Source organism: Thalassolituus marinus, from assembly GCF_020320395.1.
Classification (GTDB): domain Bacteria; phylum Pseudomonadota; class Gammaproteobacteria; order Pseudomonadales; family Oceanobacteraceae; genus Venatoribacter; species Venatoribacter marinus.
Window position 1 is genome coordinate 23743 of sequence record NZ_JAEDAH010000042.1, and the last position, 15746, is coordinate 39488.

The window sequence follows — 15746 nt, forward strand, 5'->3', positions numbered from 1 at the left end:
ATTGGCGCATTCTTTGCTATCCCCGGGTAGGTATATCAATCTAACTTGCTATGGGTTACCGCCATGAAAAAAATCATCTTCAGTCTGGTTATGGCTCTGATTCCATTATCTGTCCCTTCCTACAGCTGGGGCATTACAGACGCAGAAGCCATTAATATATCCGGCCGGCAACGTATGCTGACCCAGCGTATGATGAAGAACTATCTGCTGATCGGTGCCGACGTAAAGGCCGATAAAGCGTCCGGCCAACTGGACGATGCAGTAGCACTGTTTGAAGAACAGTTTCTCAAACTGCGCGATTACAGCCCGACCAATGCCATCAGCAGCCGTCTCGACAGTGTAGAAAGCCTGTGGATTCCTCACCGCTCACAAATCATTGGCCAGCCATCCCGCCAGGATCTGCAGCCGCTGCTGCAAACCAATCTCGCGTTACTGAAAGCCTGTGACGACGTGGTAAAAGAGATCGAAAAATACGCTCAGGTAGAAAGCGCCCGCCTGGTGAATATTTCCGGTCGCCAGCGCATGCTGTCGCAGAAAATAGCCAAGGTATATACCGCACTTTACTGGCGCGTGGATTCACCGGAACTGAAAACCGAATTTGCCGCAGCGATTGATCTGTTTGAGCAATCACTGACCGAACTGGAAGGCTATACCGACAACACGCCGGAGCTTAAGGATTCCCTGCGTAAAGTACGTAATCAGTGGAACTTCTCGCAGTCAGGTTTCAACCTGGAAAGCACCGGACGTTATGTACCAACGGTTATCTCTGTGACTACCGAATCCATTCTGAAAAAAATGGATGAAATCACCATGCAGTATCAGCAACTGATGATGAGCAAAGCAGGACAATTAGCCTCAGCCGGCCACTGATATTCCGCCCGGGTTCTTCCCGGGCTGCTATTCTTCATCGTGAGGGGATTTTCAAAACCTGCGATATCTGTCACACAGATCAAAAACCACCCCCAACTCAGCCTTTCTTCCGTGATTTGTCGTGCTATATTGCCTCAATGATTTTACAGGTATGGAAACAACATGCGTCGTATCACCCGTGAAGAGTACCCCATTGAATCGCTGCACCGCATCGTTAATGGCGTCACCTTCTTCAAAGATCTGATACATACGGACCCATCACAGTTTGAGCTGCTGATGAGCGTCACCCAGTTTGTCACAGCAGACCATGATGAAATTATCATCAACCGTGGCGATGATGCGAACATCCTCTATTTTCTGCTGAAAGGTCAGCTGGCTGTGATTGCCAATGACGACAGTGGTGATGTGATTAACGAGATTAATCCGGGCGAAATGTTCGGTGTTATGGCCATGGTGCTGAACTTCAAACGCTCCGCCTCCATTAAGGTCAGTGGCCGCACCGCACTGCTGGCTGGTATTGATTACGAGCACTTCAATAATCTGGAAGACTTCACGTTATTCAGTCAGGCCACAAAGATCAGTTTTTTCCGTATGCTGACCAACAACATCCGCTGGACACTGGAACGCAATAAAATGCAGATTCCGGATCATCCACTGGTGGCCAAATTACGTACTTTGCCGTTGTACACCGGTGAAAAAAATACCCTGGAAGAACTGCGCTTCCTGCATCACCAGTCTCATGTTCTTGCTGAGCTGCTGTGTGAATGGAACGACTCACTCAACAGCGGCAGCTGGAAAGAGTACTGATCGACTCAGCTTCCGTTACAGTCGTAGCGGAAGCTGTCATCCAGATTGAGCGGTAAGATCAGCGTGCTGAACTGCAAGTCAGCCATAGCGGTACATAACGCATCCCGCTCATCACTGTCATTCACCAGGCGCTCTGCGTATTCCGCCTGCAACACCGCCTTGCCATCGTCAATAAAGGGCGTGAGCAGATCACACTCATCGTATTCTGCGCACTGCTCGTTAACAGCAAAATCAAAATAACTGACCAGAGCCTCAATCTGATCGAGGTCGTTCTTCAGCGCCACAGCCAGACCGCGCTGGTGCGCCGCATTGGCAATAAAGCGGTTGTACGCCAACTGGTCATCAGCACTCAGGCCGACACCATTATCATTCTGGTAACCGTCCATGTTATCCGGCTCGACGCCATCACAGCCTTTACTGGCGGCCGTATCCAGTCGTGCCAGCATAATGCGCTGCACATTTTGCGAACGAATATCCAGCCAGCGCTCACCGGGCCAACCGTCCAGAGTGTCACCCAGATCATCGCTGCTGAATTGGGACTCGTCATCACGCCAGTCTTCATAGGAACCGGCAGAGAAGTAGCAGATGACCTTACGCCCCTGCTGCTGCAGATCAGCAATGAAATCCTCACTGCTATCGAACAGATCAATATCGTACAGTGCCACGTCGTAGCCATCATTGACCGTGCCACTCAACTGCCACTGCCAGCTGACGCCAACAGCGGGCCTGTACCAATCACCATCCGTAACGGCCGCTGGTGCCAGTGGCAGCGTCATAACATGTCCACTGCCACTATCGTCATCGGAACCACCATCACCGCCACCACAGGCTGCCAGTAACAGTGACAAATAAATAACACCCGGCTTTCTCATACGATTCTCCTTTTAGCTTCCAGCATAGTCCCTGTGCGAACAATCTGTCTCATGACCGCAACGCCCCACTGCAGTGGCGGTTTACGGCTATGGTCTTAACGGCTGCCGTTAAAAAGCCATTGCAGCGAATTTTCAGGCTCCTACAATGCGGCTGTCGCTGAACGTCTGCGTTCGGTTCTTCCGCCTCCGTCGTCCCTGAGGTCCTCATGCCTGACATACTGCCCTATATCCTGGTGGCGCTCGCCATCGCCGGCTTACTTGCCGTTGTACTCGAAGAAGTTATCCACGTTAACAAAGCCCAGGTTGTACTGTTTCTCGGTGCACTGTCATGGGTTCTGCTGTTTGCCTTTTCTGCAGATGGGCACGTTCATGAAAAAGTTCAGGAAGGACTGCAGGAAAATATCGGCGAAATTGCCAGCCTCTGGCTGTTTCTGCTGGCCGCGATGACCTTCGTTGCTTACCTCAATAAAAAGGGCCTTATTGAAAGCTTAATTTACCGCTTTCTGCCGTCGAGTATTTCCGAGCGTAAGCTGTTGCTGCTGACCGGCCTGTTCAGTTTTGCGTTTTCATCACTGGCCGACAACATCACAGCCACGCTGATTTCCATCGCCCTGATACTGTCGCTGAACCTGCCGGCGTCCAAAACCCTGCGTTTTGCTACCGTCGTAGTATTTGCCGTTAACTCCGGCGGAGTCGCCATGATTACCGGTGACGTGACCACGCTGATGATTTTCCTGGCCGGTAAGGTCAGCATCACCAATCTGCTGTGGTTATCATTCCCGGCACTGGTTGCCGTAGTACTGCTGGTGAGCATGCTGTCATGGCCGCTGCGTGAGCAGGCGGTTATTGAACACAAAGAGAGTGAACTGGCGCAGGTTGACCTGGCCATTGCCGGTGTGTTTGTACTGACTATTCTGGCCACCATCGCCGGTAACGTGCTGTTCGATATTCCACCGGTGCTGAGCTTCCTCACCGGTTTGTCCGTCATGTTCCTGCTTGCCCGTGCGTACGGTGAAGACACTGAAAACCATCCGATTCTCAACTATATCCGCCAGATTGAGTTCGACACCCTGCTGTTCTTCCTTGGCATTTTGCTGCTTGTTGGCTCGCTGAAAGAAATTCACGCCCTCGACAGCTTTGTCTCGCTTTACAGCCACCTGCCAGCCTGGGCAGCTAATTATCTGATGGGTTTATTGTCGTCAGTGATTGATAACGTGCCGCTGACGGCCGCCCTGCTGAAAGCGGATGTCAGCATGACGCTGCAGGAATGGATGGCGCTGACCTACGCCGTCGGTGTGGGTGGTTCGCTGCTGATTATTGGTTCAGCTGCAGGCATCGTCGCTATGAGCAAGGTCAACGAACTGACCTTTGGCAGCTACATGAAATACTTTGTGGCGCTGATCATCGCCTACAGCGTGGGCTATGCCAGCGTACTGGGTCTGGGCCAGATTATTATCTGATCCACCCTGCTCCAGCTGCTTCAATCCGGATAATTGTCTGCACGCTTACAGCCGACAATTATCCGGCCGATTCAGCGAAGACAGTTCACTGCCTGGGCCTGTTAACACTAAATGAATCGGGCCCTAGCGATACTGAGCGTAATGCACCTGCAACGGCTGCAGCTCGTCTTCGTGCTGGTCTATCCACGCTTTCATCGCCTTCGGTAAACGCTCACGCGCAGGCCAGGGTACTGGCATTTCAGCAGGCTGAAATACCATGGCAAACAAGGCACAAGCGGTAAGATCAGCGCGCGAAAAATGGTCCCCCACGAGCAAATGCGATTGCAGATACGCAGTACGTAATTCCGCGAGCATCGCTTCCATGCGCTGCTGGGCCGCAGCCGCCGTTTCACTGTTGATTTTCATCCAGTAGCGCATGCCTTTTTCCACTTTCGGATAGGCAAGACGCACCTGCCAGCGGCGGTAAAAAGGCTGCCCCGACGTCAGCAACGGAATCGCCAGCTCAGGCTCCACCAGCAGATAGTGATAACACCACAGGCGAATATCTTCACCGAGGCGATCCAGACGCCGCTCCCACTCCTGCGCCTGTTGACGCAGGGCCGGGTCTTCAGGTGTCAGAGAATGTTCCGGGTAGTGCTTGTCGAGATAATCGATAATCGCCGACGAGCCCTGAATCACCTGGCCTTTATCACGCAATACCGGTACCGACGTTGACGGTGCAATTCGCCGGATCGACTTCATATGCAGGCCAGGAATCAGACTGACGCGACTGTACTGAATGCCTTTGTAGTCCAGTGCCCAGCGGATTTTTTCGCAGTAGTGGGAAATCGGAAACTGATACAAAACCGGTCGCACGGAACGTCCTCCCTGATCATTTAAGGCCACTCTGACAGGCCTTCATGAAAAGCACAACCATGCCCCGCCTTTACGGCAAGCGCACCTGAACTTCCACTTCGGCGCCGAGAATTGTGTCCTGAATCGGGCGCGTGGCAGCCGCATCCGATTCATCCATATGCAGACGTCCCGACCAGTTCAGGCGAGTCTGTGATGACTGATGGGTAAACACATCGGGAATTAACGTCGCCTGTTCCATGGGCTGCAGATCGTCCCATTCATAATCAGGCAGAGTCAGGTTAAGAATGACCGGCGTTGCCGTGTCTCGGTCAGCAGCCGTCGGAGCCTGTGCAGCAGTGGCAGCCACCGCCGCGGGCTGCCCCGCATCCGGCAAACGCGTGCCACGCAGAATCGGAGTGCCATCCTTATCACAGGCCGTTACGACCCACGTGCACAACAGGAGGACAATAACGCGAAAACGCATGATCGCAGGTTTACTCCACAACACAATAAACTCAGGGTCAGCATATCACTGATAAAAATATCTGCTAACCCACCACCCCCTGAGACCGTGAACGCCGTCAGAAATTCCCTCAGTGACGCCGTTATTGCCAGCAGTATTCCGTACCACCTTCACACAGCACACTCTGATCACAGGCGATGCCAGGCAAGGCCACCAGCTGATCCTGCTGGCACAACGCCGGCCACTGATCACGTAACCACGGCGGAACGCCAGCCTCCTGAAACAACGCCTTCAGGTTTTTTGCCGGACGCCCCAACGGACGCAGACTGTGCCCACGAGCCTCGGCGGCACAGGTAAGCAGGTACTCACCCGCAGCCAGCCCATAAGTGGCTGATGCGGCAACCGCCTGCAACTGGCCACTGCCCCAGAGCAGAGTTTGCTGTGGCAGCTGAACGGTGCGCGGGCGCAGACAATCATCCGCCAGCGGCAGCTGCAGATACAGGCAGCCACGAAAACGCCTGATGCAGGCAGTGCCCAGCGTCAACAAGGGCTGAGCATCATCAGCGGCACGTACCACGTCATCCATCAGTGTCTGCAGCCATTGCTGCGTCGGAGCTGCCTGCTGCAAGGTAAGTAACCACTGACGAATCACATAGGGCTGCCAGTGCGCAGGCAGAGCAGCCAGTGCACTGAGATCCAGCGCGAGCGGTGCTGTAGACGGCCAGCTCACATCACGCAGGCATTGATTTGTATGCGGCTGTAACAGCTCATCCAGCAACTGCTGGTCCTGCTGCCACTGCTCAACCGAGCGTAACAACGAAGCCTTGCGGCCGGGAAAGCGCTGAAACACTTGTGGCAGCAGCTGGTTGCGCCACCAGTTACGCTCGAAGCGCTCGTCCTGATTGGATTCGTCTTCCACCCAGCGCAGGCCGGCTTCTCTCGCCACAGCTTCCAGCTGCTGGCGCTCGCAACCGAGCAAGGGCCGCAACAGCACACTGCCCTTCGCCAAGGCTCGCTGCGCCGGCATTGCCGCCAACCCGGCCAACCCCGAACCGCGCAGTAAACGCTGAAAGAAGGTTTCGATCTGATCGTCGCCATGATGCGCCAGCAACAGGGTATCGCCCGCCGTCACGTGTTCCCGGTATACCTCATAGCGTGCTGCACGGGCGGCCTGTTCAATGCCATCGCCCTGATTCTTCACCAGTACCGACGCGCTGATCAGCGGTACCTGCCAATGCTCGCACAACGCAGCACAATGCTGTTGCCAGTCTGCGGCATGGGCGGATAAACCATGATTCACGTGAATTGCCCGCAGCCGACCACGCGTAGTTTGCAGCCGGGTCAGCAGATGCAGCAGCACGGTCGAATCCAGTCCACCACTGAACCCCACCCACAGGGTGCCGGTGGCAGGCAACTGGTGCGCAAGATGGCTGAGCAGAGTATCGGTCCGGGCGTCGGTCATGGCATCCACAGCTGACAAGAAAACAACGATTGTAAGGTGCCGCCCGTCCAGCGGCCAGCCAGTGCAGAAAAATGAAACAGTCCATCCAGTTCCGCGAGCCCTGAGAAGCCCGGCAGGTCTGCTATAGTCGTCGGCAGTTATACATCAGCAGGGTTCAGCGTCATGTGGGACGAACGATACAGCAGTGATCACTACATTTACGGCACAGAGCCTAACCAGTTTCTGCAGCAAAATGTCAGTCGCCTGGGCGGCAAAAAAATTCTCTGTCTGGCCGAGGGGGAAGGACGCAATGCCGTCTGGCTTGCGCGTCAGGGCTATCAGGTCAGCGCTGTCGATGCCTCCTCCGTAGGCCAGACCAAGGCACTGAAACTGGCGCAGCAACACAAGGTCAGTATTCACTACGAAGTGCGCGATCTGGCTTGCTTCGATTTAGGTATTGAGCAGTGGGACGGCATCGTTTCGATTTTCTGCCACCTGCCACCGGCGCTGCGCAAAAGCCTGCATCAGCGCATTGTGCATGCTCTGAAACCGGGTGGCGTCCTGCTGCTTGAAGCCTACACGCCACGGCAGTTACAACTCGGCACTGGCGGACCACAGGATGCCGCCATGATGATGGATGCCGCCACCCTGGAAGCCGAGCTGCCGGGCTTACGCTTCGACCATCTGGCCGAAGTGAAGCGCGACATTGTGGAAGGCACCGGCCATACCGGCTGCGGCGCCGTGGTTCAGGTCATTGCTACCCGTCGTTAAAGGGTGGACGTCGGACGTCGTGGACAGTGACTGTCCACAGAGCCGGCTTAAGCTGACCATAAAAAAACCCGCCTATCTTTCAGATAAGCGGGTTTTTAAGTATTAAGCGAGTCGACCGGTAAGCCCTGAATCTGGTTATGAGTCGTCGTGGACAGTGACTGTCCAAAACCGGCTTAAGCTGACCATAAAAAACCCGCTTATCTCTCAGATAAGCGGGTTTTTAAGTATTAAGCGAGTCGACCGGTAAGCCCTGAATCTGGTTATGAGTCGTCGTGGACAGTGACTGTCCAAAACCGGCTTAAGCTGACCATAAAAAAACCCGCTTATCTCTCAGATAAGCGGGTTTTTAAGTATTAAGCGAGTCGACCGGTAAGCCGGGTTCTGTCGTGGACAGTCATTCGTCTAGGCCTGCAATCACTCACAGGCTCCAGCAACCTACCCGTTCCCAGCGCGGGCCGCGCCTATAGGGAACCTATTTGGTCTTGCTTCGGGTGGAGTTTACCGTGCCACAAACTGTTACCAGCTGCGCGGTGCGCTCTTACCGCACCCTTTCACCCTTACCTGATCCGCCCGGAGGCGGCCATCGGCGGTCTGCTCTCTGCTGCACTGGTCGTAGGCTCGCGCCCCCCAGGCGTTACCTGGCACCCTGCCCTGTGAAGCCCGGACTTTCCTCCCCCTGCTTGCGCAGGCAGCGACTGTCTGGTCGACTCGGCGCGGATAATACCCTATCAGGCAGTCCTTGTCTCAACAGATTAGGCAGCAGAATCCGGTGCCTGCAGTACCTCGCTGAACACCTGATCCCACAACGCCTGATAGCGCTGTTTATGCCAGCCGATGTGGCCTATGCGTTTCTGGCCGATATCCTGCGGCGTAACACGAATACGACGCTGCGGCGCACCGGTAAAAAAGTCATGCAACATCTTCACGCTACGCTGCGACATCATCTCATCGTCGCTGAACTCCACCGCCGTAATCGGTGTTTTCACTGAGGCAAAACGCTGGCGCATCCAGTCGCCTTCAGCCCCCACCGCGTATTCCTTGCGCAGACACCAGCGCCGCCACTGCAGCATCACGCCCTTTGGCATATCCGTCATAATGCCCAGCTTCTTACCCGGAAAATAACCCACCACAGGCACCACTGCTGGCACCAGGAAATACCACAGGAACCAGGCCACCCGTTTGGTTGGTGCCGAGTTATACCACCAGGTACCAATGCCCGACGCCACGGTAATAATGCGGTCGATATCCGGGTTATGCCCCATATAGCCAATCAGGTGGCCACCCACACTGTGACCAATCCAGATGCGCTCACGGCCGGGAAAGCGTTCTTTCACATAGCCAAGCACCGCCGGGCAATCATTATGGGCCCAGGTCAGCTTATCGCTCTTACTGTGACGAATATGGCCGTTCACCGAATCGCCCATGCCCTCGTAATCAAAGCTCACAGCGGCATAACCCTGCTGCGCCAGCCAGGCGGCGAAATCGTCGTACAGGTAATGAGCCACACCCATGGCCGGGGCAATAATGCAGACACCCTTCACTTCAGACTGCGGCTCGAACACCCGTGCCGCCAGCTCAAATCCCGCTTTTGTTTTAATGCGGATACTCTCGCCCGCCACCGGGCTCTGCTGTTGTGCGTGCATGATCAGTCCTCAGAAGGTATGCAGAATAAAATTAAGAAAACGCAGCACGACCTCAATCTCAGCGTCAGAAAACTCCTCAGCAAAGCGGTCGTTGAGCTGCTGAATCAGCGGCTTTAACTGATGGGTTTTAGCCACACCTGACTCGGTCGGAAACAGACTCACCGCCCGCGCATCGCCGGTACTGCCACGCTGCAGCAGGCCGTTCTTTTCCATACGGGTAACCAGACCCGTTACCGCCGACTTATTCAGCTCCAGCGCCTGCGCCAGATCTTTCTGCAGGCAGCCCGGCTGCTGGCAGATCATCATCAGCGCCGCCAGCTGGGTGACCGACGCATCCAGCTCGCGCTCGACCACGCCATCAACGTGACGGAACAGCTTTTTCTGCGCCATATTCAGCAAAAAGAAGAGACGTTTATCCATACTGGGGCCCGCTTGGTGGTGACACACAGGTCGTGTCCGACTAAGTAGTTCACATCTAAACAACATTTAGTTTGCATGTAAACCTTTTATTCACAAGTCGCTTAATCGCTGTTGTTTATCAAGATCACCAGGGGTCATCCATTGGAGCGCATTACGAACCTCCCTTTGCCAGATTCAGGGTTTTCCTGTTCCGCGAAATCCGCACACATTACATTCGTGCTTGCCCGTTCTACCGGTGGGTAGTAACGTAACCGTCAAATGAATCAATAACGTCCCCTCGTCTACAAAGGGGTTGCAAGTTTATGGGCGCAGGAAAACCGAATTAACAGGCGCGCACGTTTTTCTGGAAGGGATTTTTGAGTTATGGATGATTTCTCAGACAGATCAATACATGCTGGGCTTCTCGAAAGAGTCGCCCAGGATAAGTGCGCACGCACACTAATAAGCTGTTATGTGGAAAAGAACCATCAGGCCATTACATGAAATATGCCATCGTCAATAATGAGAAAATTGAGGCAACGAAAGGAGGAAAGGGCTCCTGCCCTAGCTGCGCCTCTGAATTAATTGCTAAGTGTGGTGAGCTAAAAGTAAATCATTGGTCTCATAAAGGAAGCCGTAACTGTGACCCGTGGTGGGAAAATGAAACAGAATGGCATCGATCATGGAAAGATTACTTTCCAAAAGAATGGCAAGAAGTTGTGCATTTTGACAATAGCGGTGAAAAGCATATAGCTGATGTTAAAACTAAAAACGGATGGGTTTTAGAATTCCAGCATTCGTTTCTGAATCCAGAAGAGCGTCAATCCAGGAATTTGTCACTACATGGACACCCATGTTAGAAAAATGAACATCAACAACTGAAAACACTGCAGTCAAAGCCACTACAGGTATTGTGTTCATCGAGTTTCTAAGCAACTAATAAGAAAGACTAAAAAAGAACATCCGGCAGGCGAACTGCAGACAAGCGAAAGCACCAGAGAATCTGGTTATCGTGGTATGGAGTGAGCTTAGCGATCTAGCCGAAGGCAGTTCGACAACGATTCAACCCGGGCGGTCGCTGGTATGAGAGCCGATCACAGATTGAGCGCAGTTTAACTTCATTACCGGCAAACGTACCGAAGCTTTGTTCGAAGTTCTGCGTCATATTCAACCAACGATCTTCGTCCAATCCGAGCCTGTCGAGTATCCTGACTGAGTTCCCTGGTATGTAGCCGCGCTTATCATCGCGGATAATACGCCCGGTGGCATCCACCAGCTCCAGATAATCAGTCAGCTTCATAGTGATGCCTATCGGCATGTCCTGACGAGGATTTCCCGCGAAGGGCAACAACTCTTTGGGTTGTTGGAACAGGTGATTAGGCGCTTGTGCAGATTTAGCTTTTTCAGCTCTGACTTTTATCGAAGTATGTGCTGATTCTTCGGGCGTTTTTGCCATACCCGCCCGAACCGGATTCAGATCAACGTAGGCCATACACGCTGCCAGCGCGGCTTCGTCCAGCAAAGCCTGTGATTTGAATCTACCCTCCCAGAAGCGTCCTGTGCATTCATCTTCCTGATTGGCTTCCCGAGCAATTGACTCGTTCAGAACCCGCATAAACCAGCTGATATCAGTCAATCGAGAACGCCATTCAGTGATGTATATCTGCAGCCGGGCAAGATCAGCCTTGTTCATTTCATCGCCACGCATAAAGCGCTGCGACAACAAGTTACCTTTAAATAACGAATGCCAACGTTCAACAACCTGCTCATCCGTCCATAGGTTGCTTTCAGCTGCATCCACAAACAGCACCACATGGTAGTGATTACTCATTATGGCGTAAGCAGCAATCTGAATAGCAAAGATATTCGGTAGCTCTAAGAGTTTATTCTCAAGCCAGCCACGACGATGTTCGTAGCACTCACCTGTTGATGAGTCCGTACCGCACAGAAATGCCCGACGTACACAGCGTGAAACGCAGTGGTAATACGGTGTTTCTTCGATGGATATCTGCTGTTCTCTCGGCTTTGGCATGAGTAAGCCCCAACCTATGACTGAATTTTCAGCGTAGTCAGTATGCAAGGATTGCTCAATCGGAAGAATGTGTTAGCGTGGGTGTCTCAGTTAAAATAGTAGTACGGCGTTTCTTCGATGGATATCTGCTGTTCTCTCGGCTTTGGCATGAGTAAGCCCCAACCTATGACTGAATTTTCAGCGTAGTCAGTATGCAAGGATTGCTCAATCGGAAGAATGTGTTAGCGTGGGTGTCTCAATTAAAAGGTGTCTCAGTTAAAAAATACGCACATAAGGATGTGATGCGATAATGAGTGTTGATATCAGTTCTATCATTGATATTTTAACCAAACGCGAAAAGGAAGAATTTACCCCGGATGGGAGTTTGGCACATTTCTTATCCAAAGCAGGATATGCCCTATCCCTTGCTTTCAAAGAAAAAGAGATATTTCTTTTTGTAATTTTTCAATGGATTCTCATCCTGGTCGGCTACCAGCTATGGATTAACTTATACCACTGGATTCCTGACACCTGGTTCATCATTTCTGCACTGACGAAAGACAGCGACATCCTGCTATACGTTGAAATTCTCTGGTGTGCAGTTTTCATTGTTATCATTGCAATGCCAATAGGGATACTCAGCGGATGCATGACCGCGTCTCACATTTTCACCCGGCAAAACCAACCATCAACAGTAGCCTCTTGTCTGAAAGTGGTAATACCACGAGCATTCACGCTATGGTCATTCCACTGGAGAGATGGAATAGCGACTGCTTTTAAAATATTAAACAGTATTTCCGTTCTGGATTTTAAAACGGAAGAATCGGTCATTAAAAAAGAAAAGATGGAAAGTCTGGCCTGGAAAACCGGAGTAGCAGCCATAATACCTTGTATCGTGACAGGCCGATCACTGAAAGATAGCGCTATAAGGTCTTTAGAGTTTGTTCAGGATGATTTCCATCAAATAGCCCTGCTAAGTTCAGGGTATTCAAGAGCAAATCGATATTTATGCATACTCTGCTATACAGGATTTTATTCTGTTCTGTATTTTTACGCCGACGAGCTGTTTCCAACCAAAGTACCCTTCAGCTACTACTTTATAATGCTGATTCTGACATTGCCGCTAGTTATAGCAATCGCCATCAACTTAACATTACTACGCCCGATTTACCTGCTGACTCTGTCTGATCTCTATGCGGACTTCATTGAAAAAACAGACACAGCCATTGATCACCTTGAAGGCGCATCACCGATTACCAGCTTAATCGTTTTTATTGGGCTGACCCTGCTGGCAGCTCTGTCTATCAATACACTGATTAATGATCTGCCCTACTATCTTGCAGCCGATTCCACTGACTTTATACGCCTGTTAAGCAACTATCTGTTGCCCCCGGATGACCTGTAGATCACGCCATATAACAGAACTGGCAACAACGAATTCAAATCACGCATTGTTGCCGGTCGCTCACGCCTTTCCCTGTATTTCCAGCGCTTTCTGATAAAGCGCTTTTTTGTTCTCACCGGTCAGGTCGGCAATTACAGCGGCGGCTTTTTTCGGGGGCAGTTCTGCCAGCAGTAAGCGGAACAGTTTGTCAGTATCCACGTCGCTGGCCGGAGCCGGTTGTGGGTTGCCGGCAATCATCACCACAAACTCACCTTTCTGCTGGTCATCGTCGGCAGAGATCTGCGCCAGAATGTCCGGCAATGTACCGTGATAAAAGGTCTCAAAGGTTTTGGTCAGTTCACGCGCCACACAAGCCGGGCGCTGTTCGCCGAAGGCTTCAGCCATCACCGCCAGGGTGTCGAGAATACGGTGCTTGGATTCGTAAAACACCATGGTGCGTACTTCCTGACTGAGGGCGTCGAGCTTGTCGCGCTTGCCGCCGCTTTTGTGTGGCAGGAACCCTTCGAAGGTAAAACGGTCTGTAGGCAGACCGGCGGCACTCAGGGCGGTAATAATGGCACTGACGCCAGGCACCGGGGTAATGGTGTGGCCAAGGCTGCGTAATGCCTGCACCAGCGGGTAGCCCGGGTCAGAAATCAGCGGCGTACCGGCATCGGATACCAGCGCCATGGTCAGGCCCTTGTTCAGATGCTCTGCCACCTGCTCTACCCGCTCACGTTCGTTGTGTTCGTGCACGGATAACAGCGGCTTTCTCAGGCCCAGGTGTTGCAGTAATTTCTGGGTATGTCTGGTATCCTCGCACGCTATTACATCCACGCTGGCCAGCACCTGCTTAGCGCGTTCGGTGAGGTCAGCCAAATTACCAATCGGTGTCGCCACGATATACAGCGTGCCGGCCTGAAGTCTGGAATCGGAAGTCATGCGGGGAAATGTACCTGAAGCCTGGTTAAACGGAATGTTCCGTGGTGTGTCGTTAGTGCTCGCCACAGCCTGTATTGGCCTCAGCGGTTGTTCATCGTCACCTCAGCAACCTTCTCTGGGTATCGACGAAAGCACGGTTTCTCAGGGAACTCCGGCGTTGCTGGCACAGATTCGCCAGTCGCTTGATGGCGGCGAGTTTCGCAATGCTGCGCTGCAATTGCAACTGCTGCAGGAACGCCAGCTCACCCCGCAACAACAGATCAGCATGAATCTGCTGGCCACCCGCCTGCATCTGGCCGTTAACGAAACTGATGCTGCCGCCGAGCGTCTGGACGCCCTGAGCGAGCTGATGCCGTATGCCTCCGTACAGCAGGAAAGCGACATCAGCCTGCTGCGTGCCAGCTGGTACGAGGCCATGGCTCAGTATCTGGCCGCCGCCCGTGAACGGGATTTTCTGTCAGCCGCTCTGGAAGGTGATGTCAAAGCGCAAAACCATGAGCAGATCTGGCAAGATCTGATGAACATCGGCGAGCTGGAACTGCTGGAATGGGCAGAGAAATCCCCCGACACCCAATTCGGTGAATGGCTGCAACTGGCGGCCATTTCCCGCAACCCGGGCCTGACGCTGGACGAGCACCTGCAGGCCGTGACCGAATGGCAGAAACAGCATCCGCTGCATCCGGCCGCCATTACCCTGCCCGGCGGCCTGGCATTGTTGTCTGATCTGGCGGCCAACCGCCCGAGCAGCGTTGGCCTGCTGCTGCCGCTGTCCGGCCCACTGGAAAAAACCGGCAAGGCCATCCGCGATGGCTTTATGGCCGCCTATTACGAGTCGTTGAATAAAGGTTACGACACCCCGCAGGTAACGCTGTACGACAGCCAGCTGTATCGCGACACCAGCCTCGCCTACGTGCAGGCAATGATGGACGGCACTCAGTGGCTGGTTGGTCCGATCAGCAAGCCACACGTTCAGGCGCTGCAAGACAAAGACTCACTACCACTGCCAACGCTGGCCCTGAACTACGGCGACCGCAGTGAAACCGGCACCACGCCAGCCAACCTCTATCAGTTTGGTCTGGCAGCCGAAGACGAAGCGGTACAGATCGCGGAAAAAGCCTGGGCAGACGGCCTGCGCCGGGCTCTGGTTCTGGCACCGGAAGGCAACTGGGGCGAGCGTATCTATGCCGCCTTCGAAGAACGCTGGCTGCAACTGGGTGGTGAAATCGGTGAGCACCGCTTCTATCCCAACCGTCAGGACTACAACCCGGAAATCAAAGCGCTTCTGAACGTCGACGACAGCCAGTCGCGTTACAAGCTGATGCGCCGTTTACTGCAGCAACCGACCGAGTTCGAGCCACGCCGCCGCGAGGACGTCGACTGGGTGTTTATGGTGGCATTGCCACAGCAGGCACGTCAGATTAAACCGACGCTGGCGTTTAACTTCGCCGGCGACCTGCCGGTGTATGCCACCTCGCACGTGTATTCCGGTGAAGCCGACAGCCGTAAAGACCGCGACCTGAACGGCGTGCGTTTCTGCGATGTGCCATGGTTACTGGAACCCAGCGAACTGCATACCAGCGTAGAAAACGCAGTGCCCGGCGGCCAGGGCAAATACGCCCGCCTGTACGCCATGGGCGTCGATGCTTTCCGCCTGCTGGGCCGTATCCGCCAGCTGGAAGTATTCCCCAGCAGCCAGATGTTCGGCAGTACCGGCGCACTGATGCTCGACAGCGAACGTCGTATTCACCGTCGCACCGAGTGCACGGTATTCCGCAGTGGTAAGCCTCGTCGTCTGGCCGCTGACTGACAGAACACACCACGTCATTGATAACCAACAGGCAGGGACGCC

Annotated in this window: 15 protein-coding genes and 1 other RNA gene; 7 read left to right on the forward strand and 9 right to left on the reverse strand. The window is 53.4% G+C overall.

Annotation, left to right across the window (positions count from 1 at the left end; translation table 11 throughout):
• Window positions 1-63: 63 nt before the first annotated feature.
• Together I9W95_RS08140 and I9W95_RS08145 are read left to right on the forward strand one after the other, a co-directional pair.
• Window positions 64-870 carry a type IV pili methyl-accepting chemotaxis transducer N-terminal domain-containing protein gene (locus I9W95_RS08140; protein ID WP_225673704.1) on the forward strand — a complete coding sequence of 269 codons (807 nt, stop codon included), beginning with the start codon at window positions 64-66 and terminating at the stop codon, window positions 868-870.
• A 162-nt stretch (window positions 871-1032) separates the two neighbouring features.
• Window positions 1033-1677, forward strand: a complete 645-nt coding sequence (locus I9W95_RS08145; protein ID WP_225673706.1) for a cyclic nucleotide-binding domain-containing protein — start codon at window positions 1033-1035, stop codon at window positions 1675-1677.
• 5 nt (window positions 1678-1682) lie between these two features.
• On the opposite strand, the gene I9W95_RS08150 is transcribed toward I9W95_RS08145, so the two are convergent.
• Entirely contained in the window at window positions 1683-2549 is an 867-nt protein-coding gene (locus I9W95_RS08150; RefSeq protein ID WP_225673708.1) for an endo alpha-1,4 polygalactosaminidase, read from the reverse strand.
• Between the two features lie 206 nt (window positions 2550-2755).
• Between I9W95_RS08150 and nhaD the strand changes: the two genes are divergently transcribed.
• Window positions 2756-4009 carry a sodium:proton antiporter NhaD gene (nhaD, locus tag I9W95_RS08155; protein WP_225673710.1) on the forward strand — a complete coding sequence of 418 codons (1254 nt, stop codon included), beginning with the start codon at window positions 2756-2758 and terminating at the stop codon, window positions 4007-4009.
• A 123-nt stretch (window positions 4010-4132) separates the two neighbouring features.
• Here nhaD and I9W95_RS08160 read toward each other — a convergent pair whose 3' ends face one another.
• From I9W95_RS08160 to tilS, 3 genes are all read right to left on the reverse strand, one after another.
• On the reverse strand, window positions 4133-4864 hold the full coding sequence (locus I9W95_RS08160) for a glutathione S-transferase family protein (protein WP_225673712.1): 732 nt from the start codon (window positions 4862-4864) through the stop codon (window positions 4133-4135).
• Window positions 4865-4934: 70 nt separating this feature from the next.
• Window positions 4935-5327, reverse strand: a complete 393-nt coding sequence (locus I9W95_RS08165) for a neutral zinc metallopeptidase (RefSeq protein WP_225673714.1) — start codon at window positions 5325-5327, stop codon at window positions 4935-4937.
• 121 nt (window positions 5328-5448) lie between these two features.
• On the reverse strand, window positions 5449-6768 hold the full coding sequence (gene tilS, locus I9W95_RS08170) for a tRNA lysidine(34) synthetase TilS (RefSeq protein ID WP_225673716.1): 1320 nt from the start codon (window positions 6766-6768) through the stop codon (window positions 5449-5451).
• Between the two features lie 162 nt (window positions 6769-6930).
• Here tilS and I9W95_RS08175 point away from each other — a divergent pair, with 162 nt between their 5' ends.
• Window positions 6931-7518: a class I SAM-dependent methyltransferase gene (locus I9W95_RS08175; protein ID WP_225673718.1), complete on the forward strand. Its 588-nt coding sequence runs from the start codon at window positions 6931-6933 to the stop codon at window positions 7516-7518.
• 354 nt (window positions 7519-7872) lie between these two features.
• Here I9W95_RS08175 and rnpB read toward each other — a convergent pair.
• The 3 genes from rnpB to I9W95_RS08190 all read right to left on the reverse strand — a co-directional run bounded on the left by rnpB (window position 7873) and on the right by I9W95_RS08190 (window position 9581).
• An RNA gene (rnpB, locus tag I9W95_RS08180) (RNase P RNA component class A) lies at window positions 7873-8229 on the reverse strand.
• Window positions 8230-8270: 41 nt separating this feature from the next.
• Window positions 8271-9161: an alpha/beta hydrolase family protein gene (locus I9W95_RS08185; protein WP_225673720.1), complete on the reverse strand. Its 891-nt coding sequence runs from the start codon at window positions 9159-9161 to the stop codon at window positions 8271-8273.
• Between the two features lie 9 nt (window positions 9162-9170).
• Window positions 9171-9581 carry a MarR family winged helix-turn-helix transcriptional regulator gene (locus I9W95_RS08190; RefSeq protein WP_225673722.1) on the reverse strand — a complete coding sequence of 137 codons (411 nt, stop codon included), beginning with the start codon at window positions 9579-9581 and terminating at the stop codon, window positions 9171-9173.
• Window positions 9582-10060: 479 nt separating this feature from the next.
• Here I9W95_RS08190 and I9W95_RS08195 point away from each other — a divergent pair, with 479 nt between their 5' ends.
• Window positions 10061-10420, forward strand: a complete 360-nt coding sequence (locus I9W95_RS08195; protein WP_225673723.1) for a competence protein CoiA — start codon at window positions 10061-10063, stop codon at window positions 10418-10420.
• A gap of 176 nt (window positions 10421-10596) precedes the next feature.
• Here the strand turns inward: I9W95_RS08195 and I9W95_RS08200 are convergent, their stop codons facing one another.
• Complete coding sequence (locus I9W95_RS08200) at window positions 10597-11592, reverse strand: transposase (RefSeq protein ID WP_225673725.1); 996 nt, start codon at window positions 11590-11592, stop codon at window positions 10597-10599.
• A 289-nt stretch (window positions 11593-11881) separates the two neighbouring features.
• Here I9W95_RS08200 and I9W95_RS08205 point away from each other — a divergent pair, with 289 nt between their 5' ends.
• Window positions 11882-12976, forward strand: coding sequence for a hypothetical protein (locus I9W95_RS08205; RefSeq protein WP_225673727.1), 1095 nt, complete (start codon window positions 11882-11884; stop codon window positions 12974-12976).
• A gap of 60 nt (window positions 12977-13036) precedes the next feature.
• On the opposite strand, the gene rsmI is transcribed toward I9W95_RS08205, so the two are convergent.
• Entirely contained in the window at window positions 13037-13897 is an 861-nt protein-coding gene (gene rsmI, locus I9W95_RS08210) for a 16S rRNA (cytidine(1402)-2'-O)-methyltransferase (protein WP_225673729.1), read from the reverse strand.
• Here rsmI and I9W95_RS08215 point away from each other — a divergent pair.
• Window positions 13896-15704 (forward strand): penicillin-binding protein activator, encoded by a 1809-nt coding sequence (locus I9W95_RS08215; protein WP_225673731.1) that lies wholly within the window; start codon window positions 13896-13898, stop codon window positions 15702-15704. The genes rsmI and I9W95_RS08215 overlap by 2 nt on opposite strands.
• The last annotated feature ends 42 nt before the right edge of the window (window positions 15705-15746 follow it).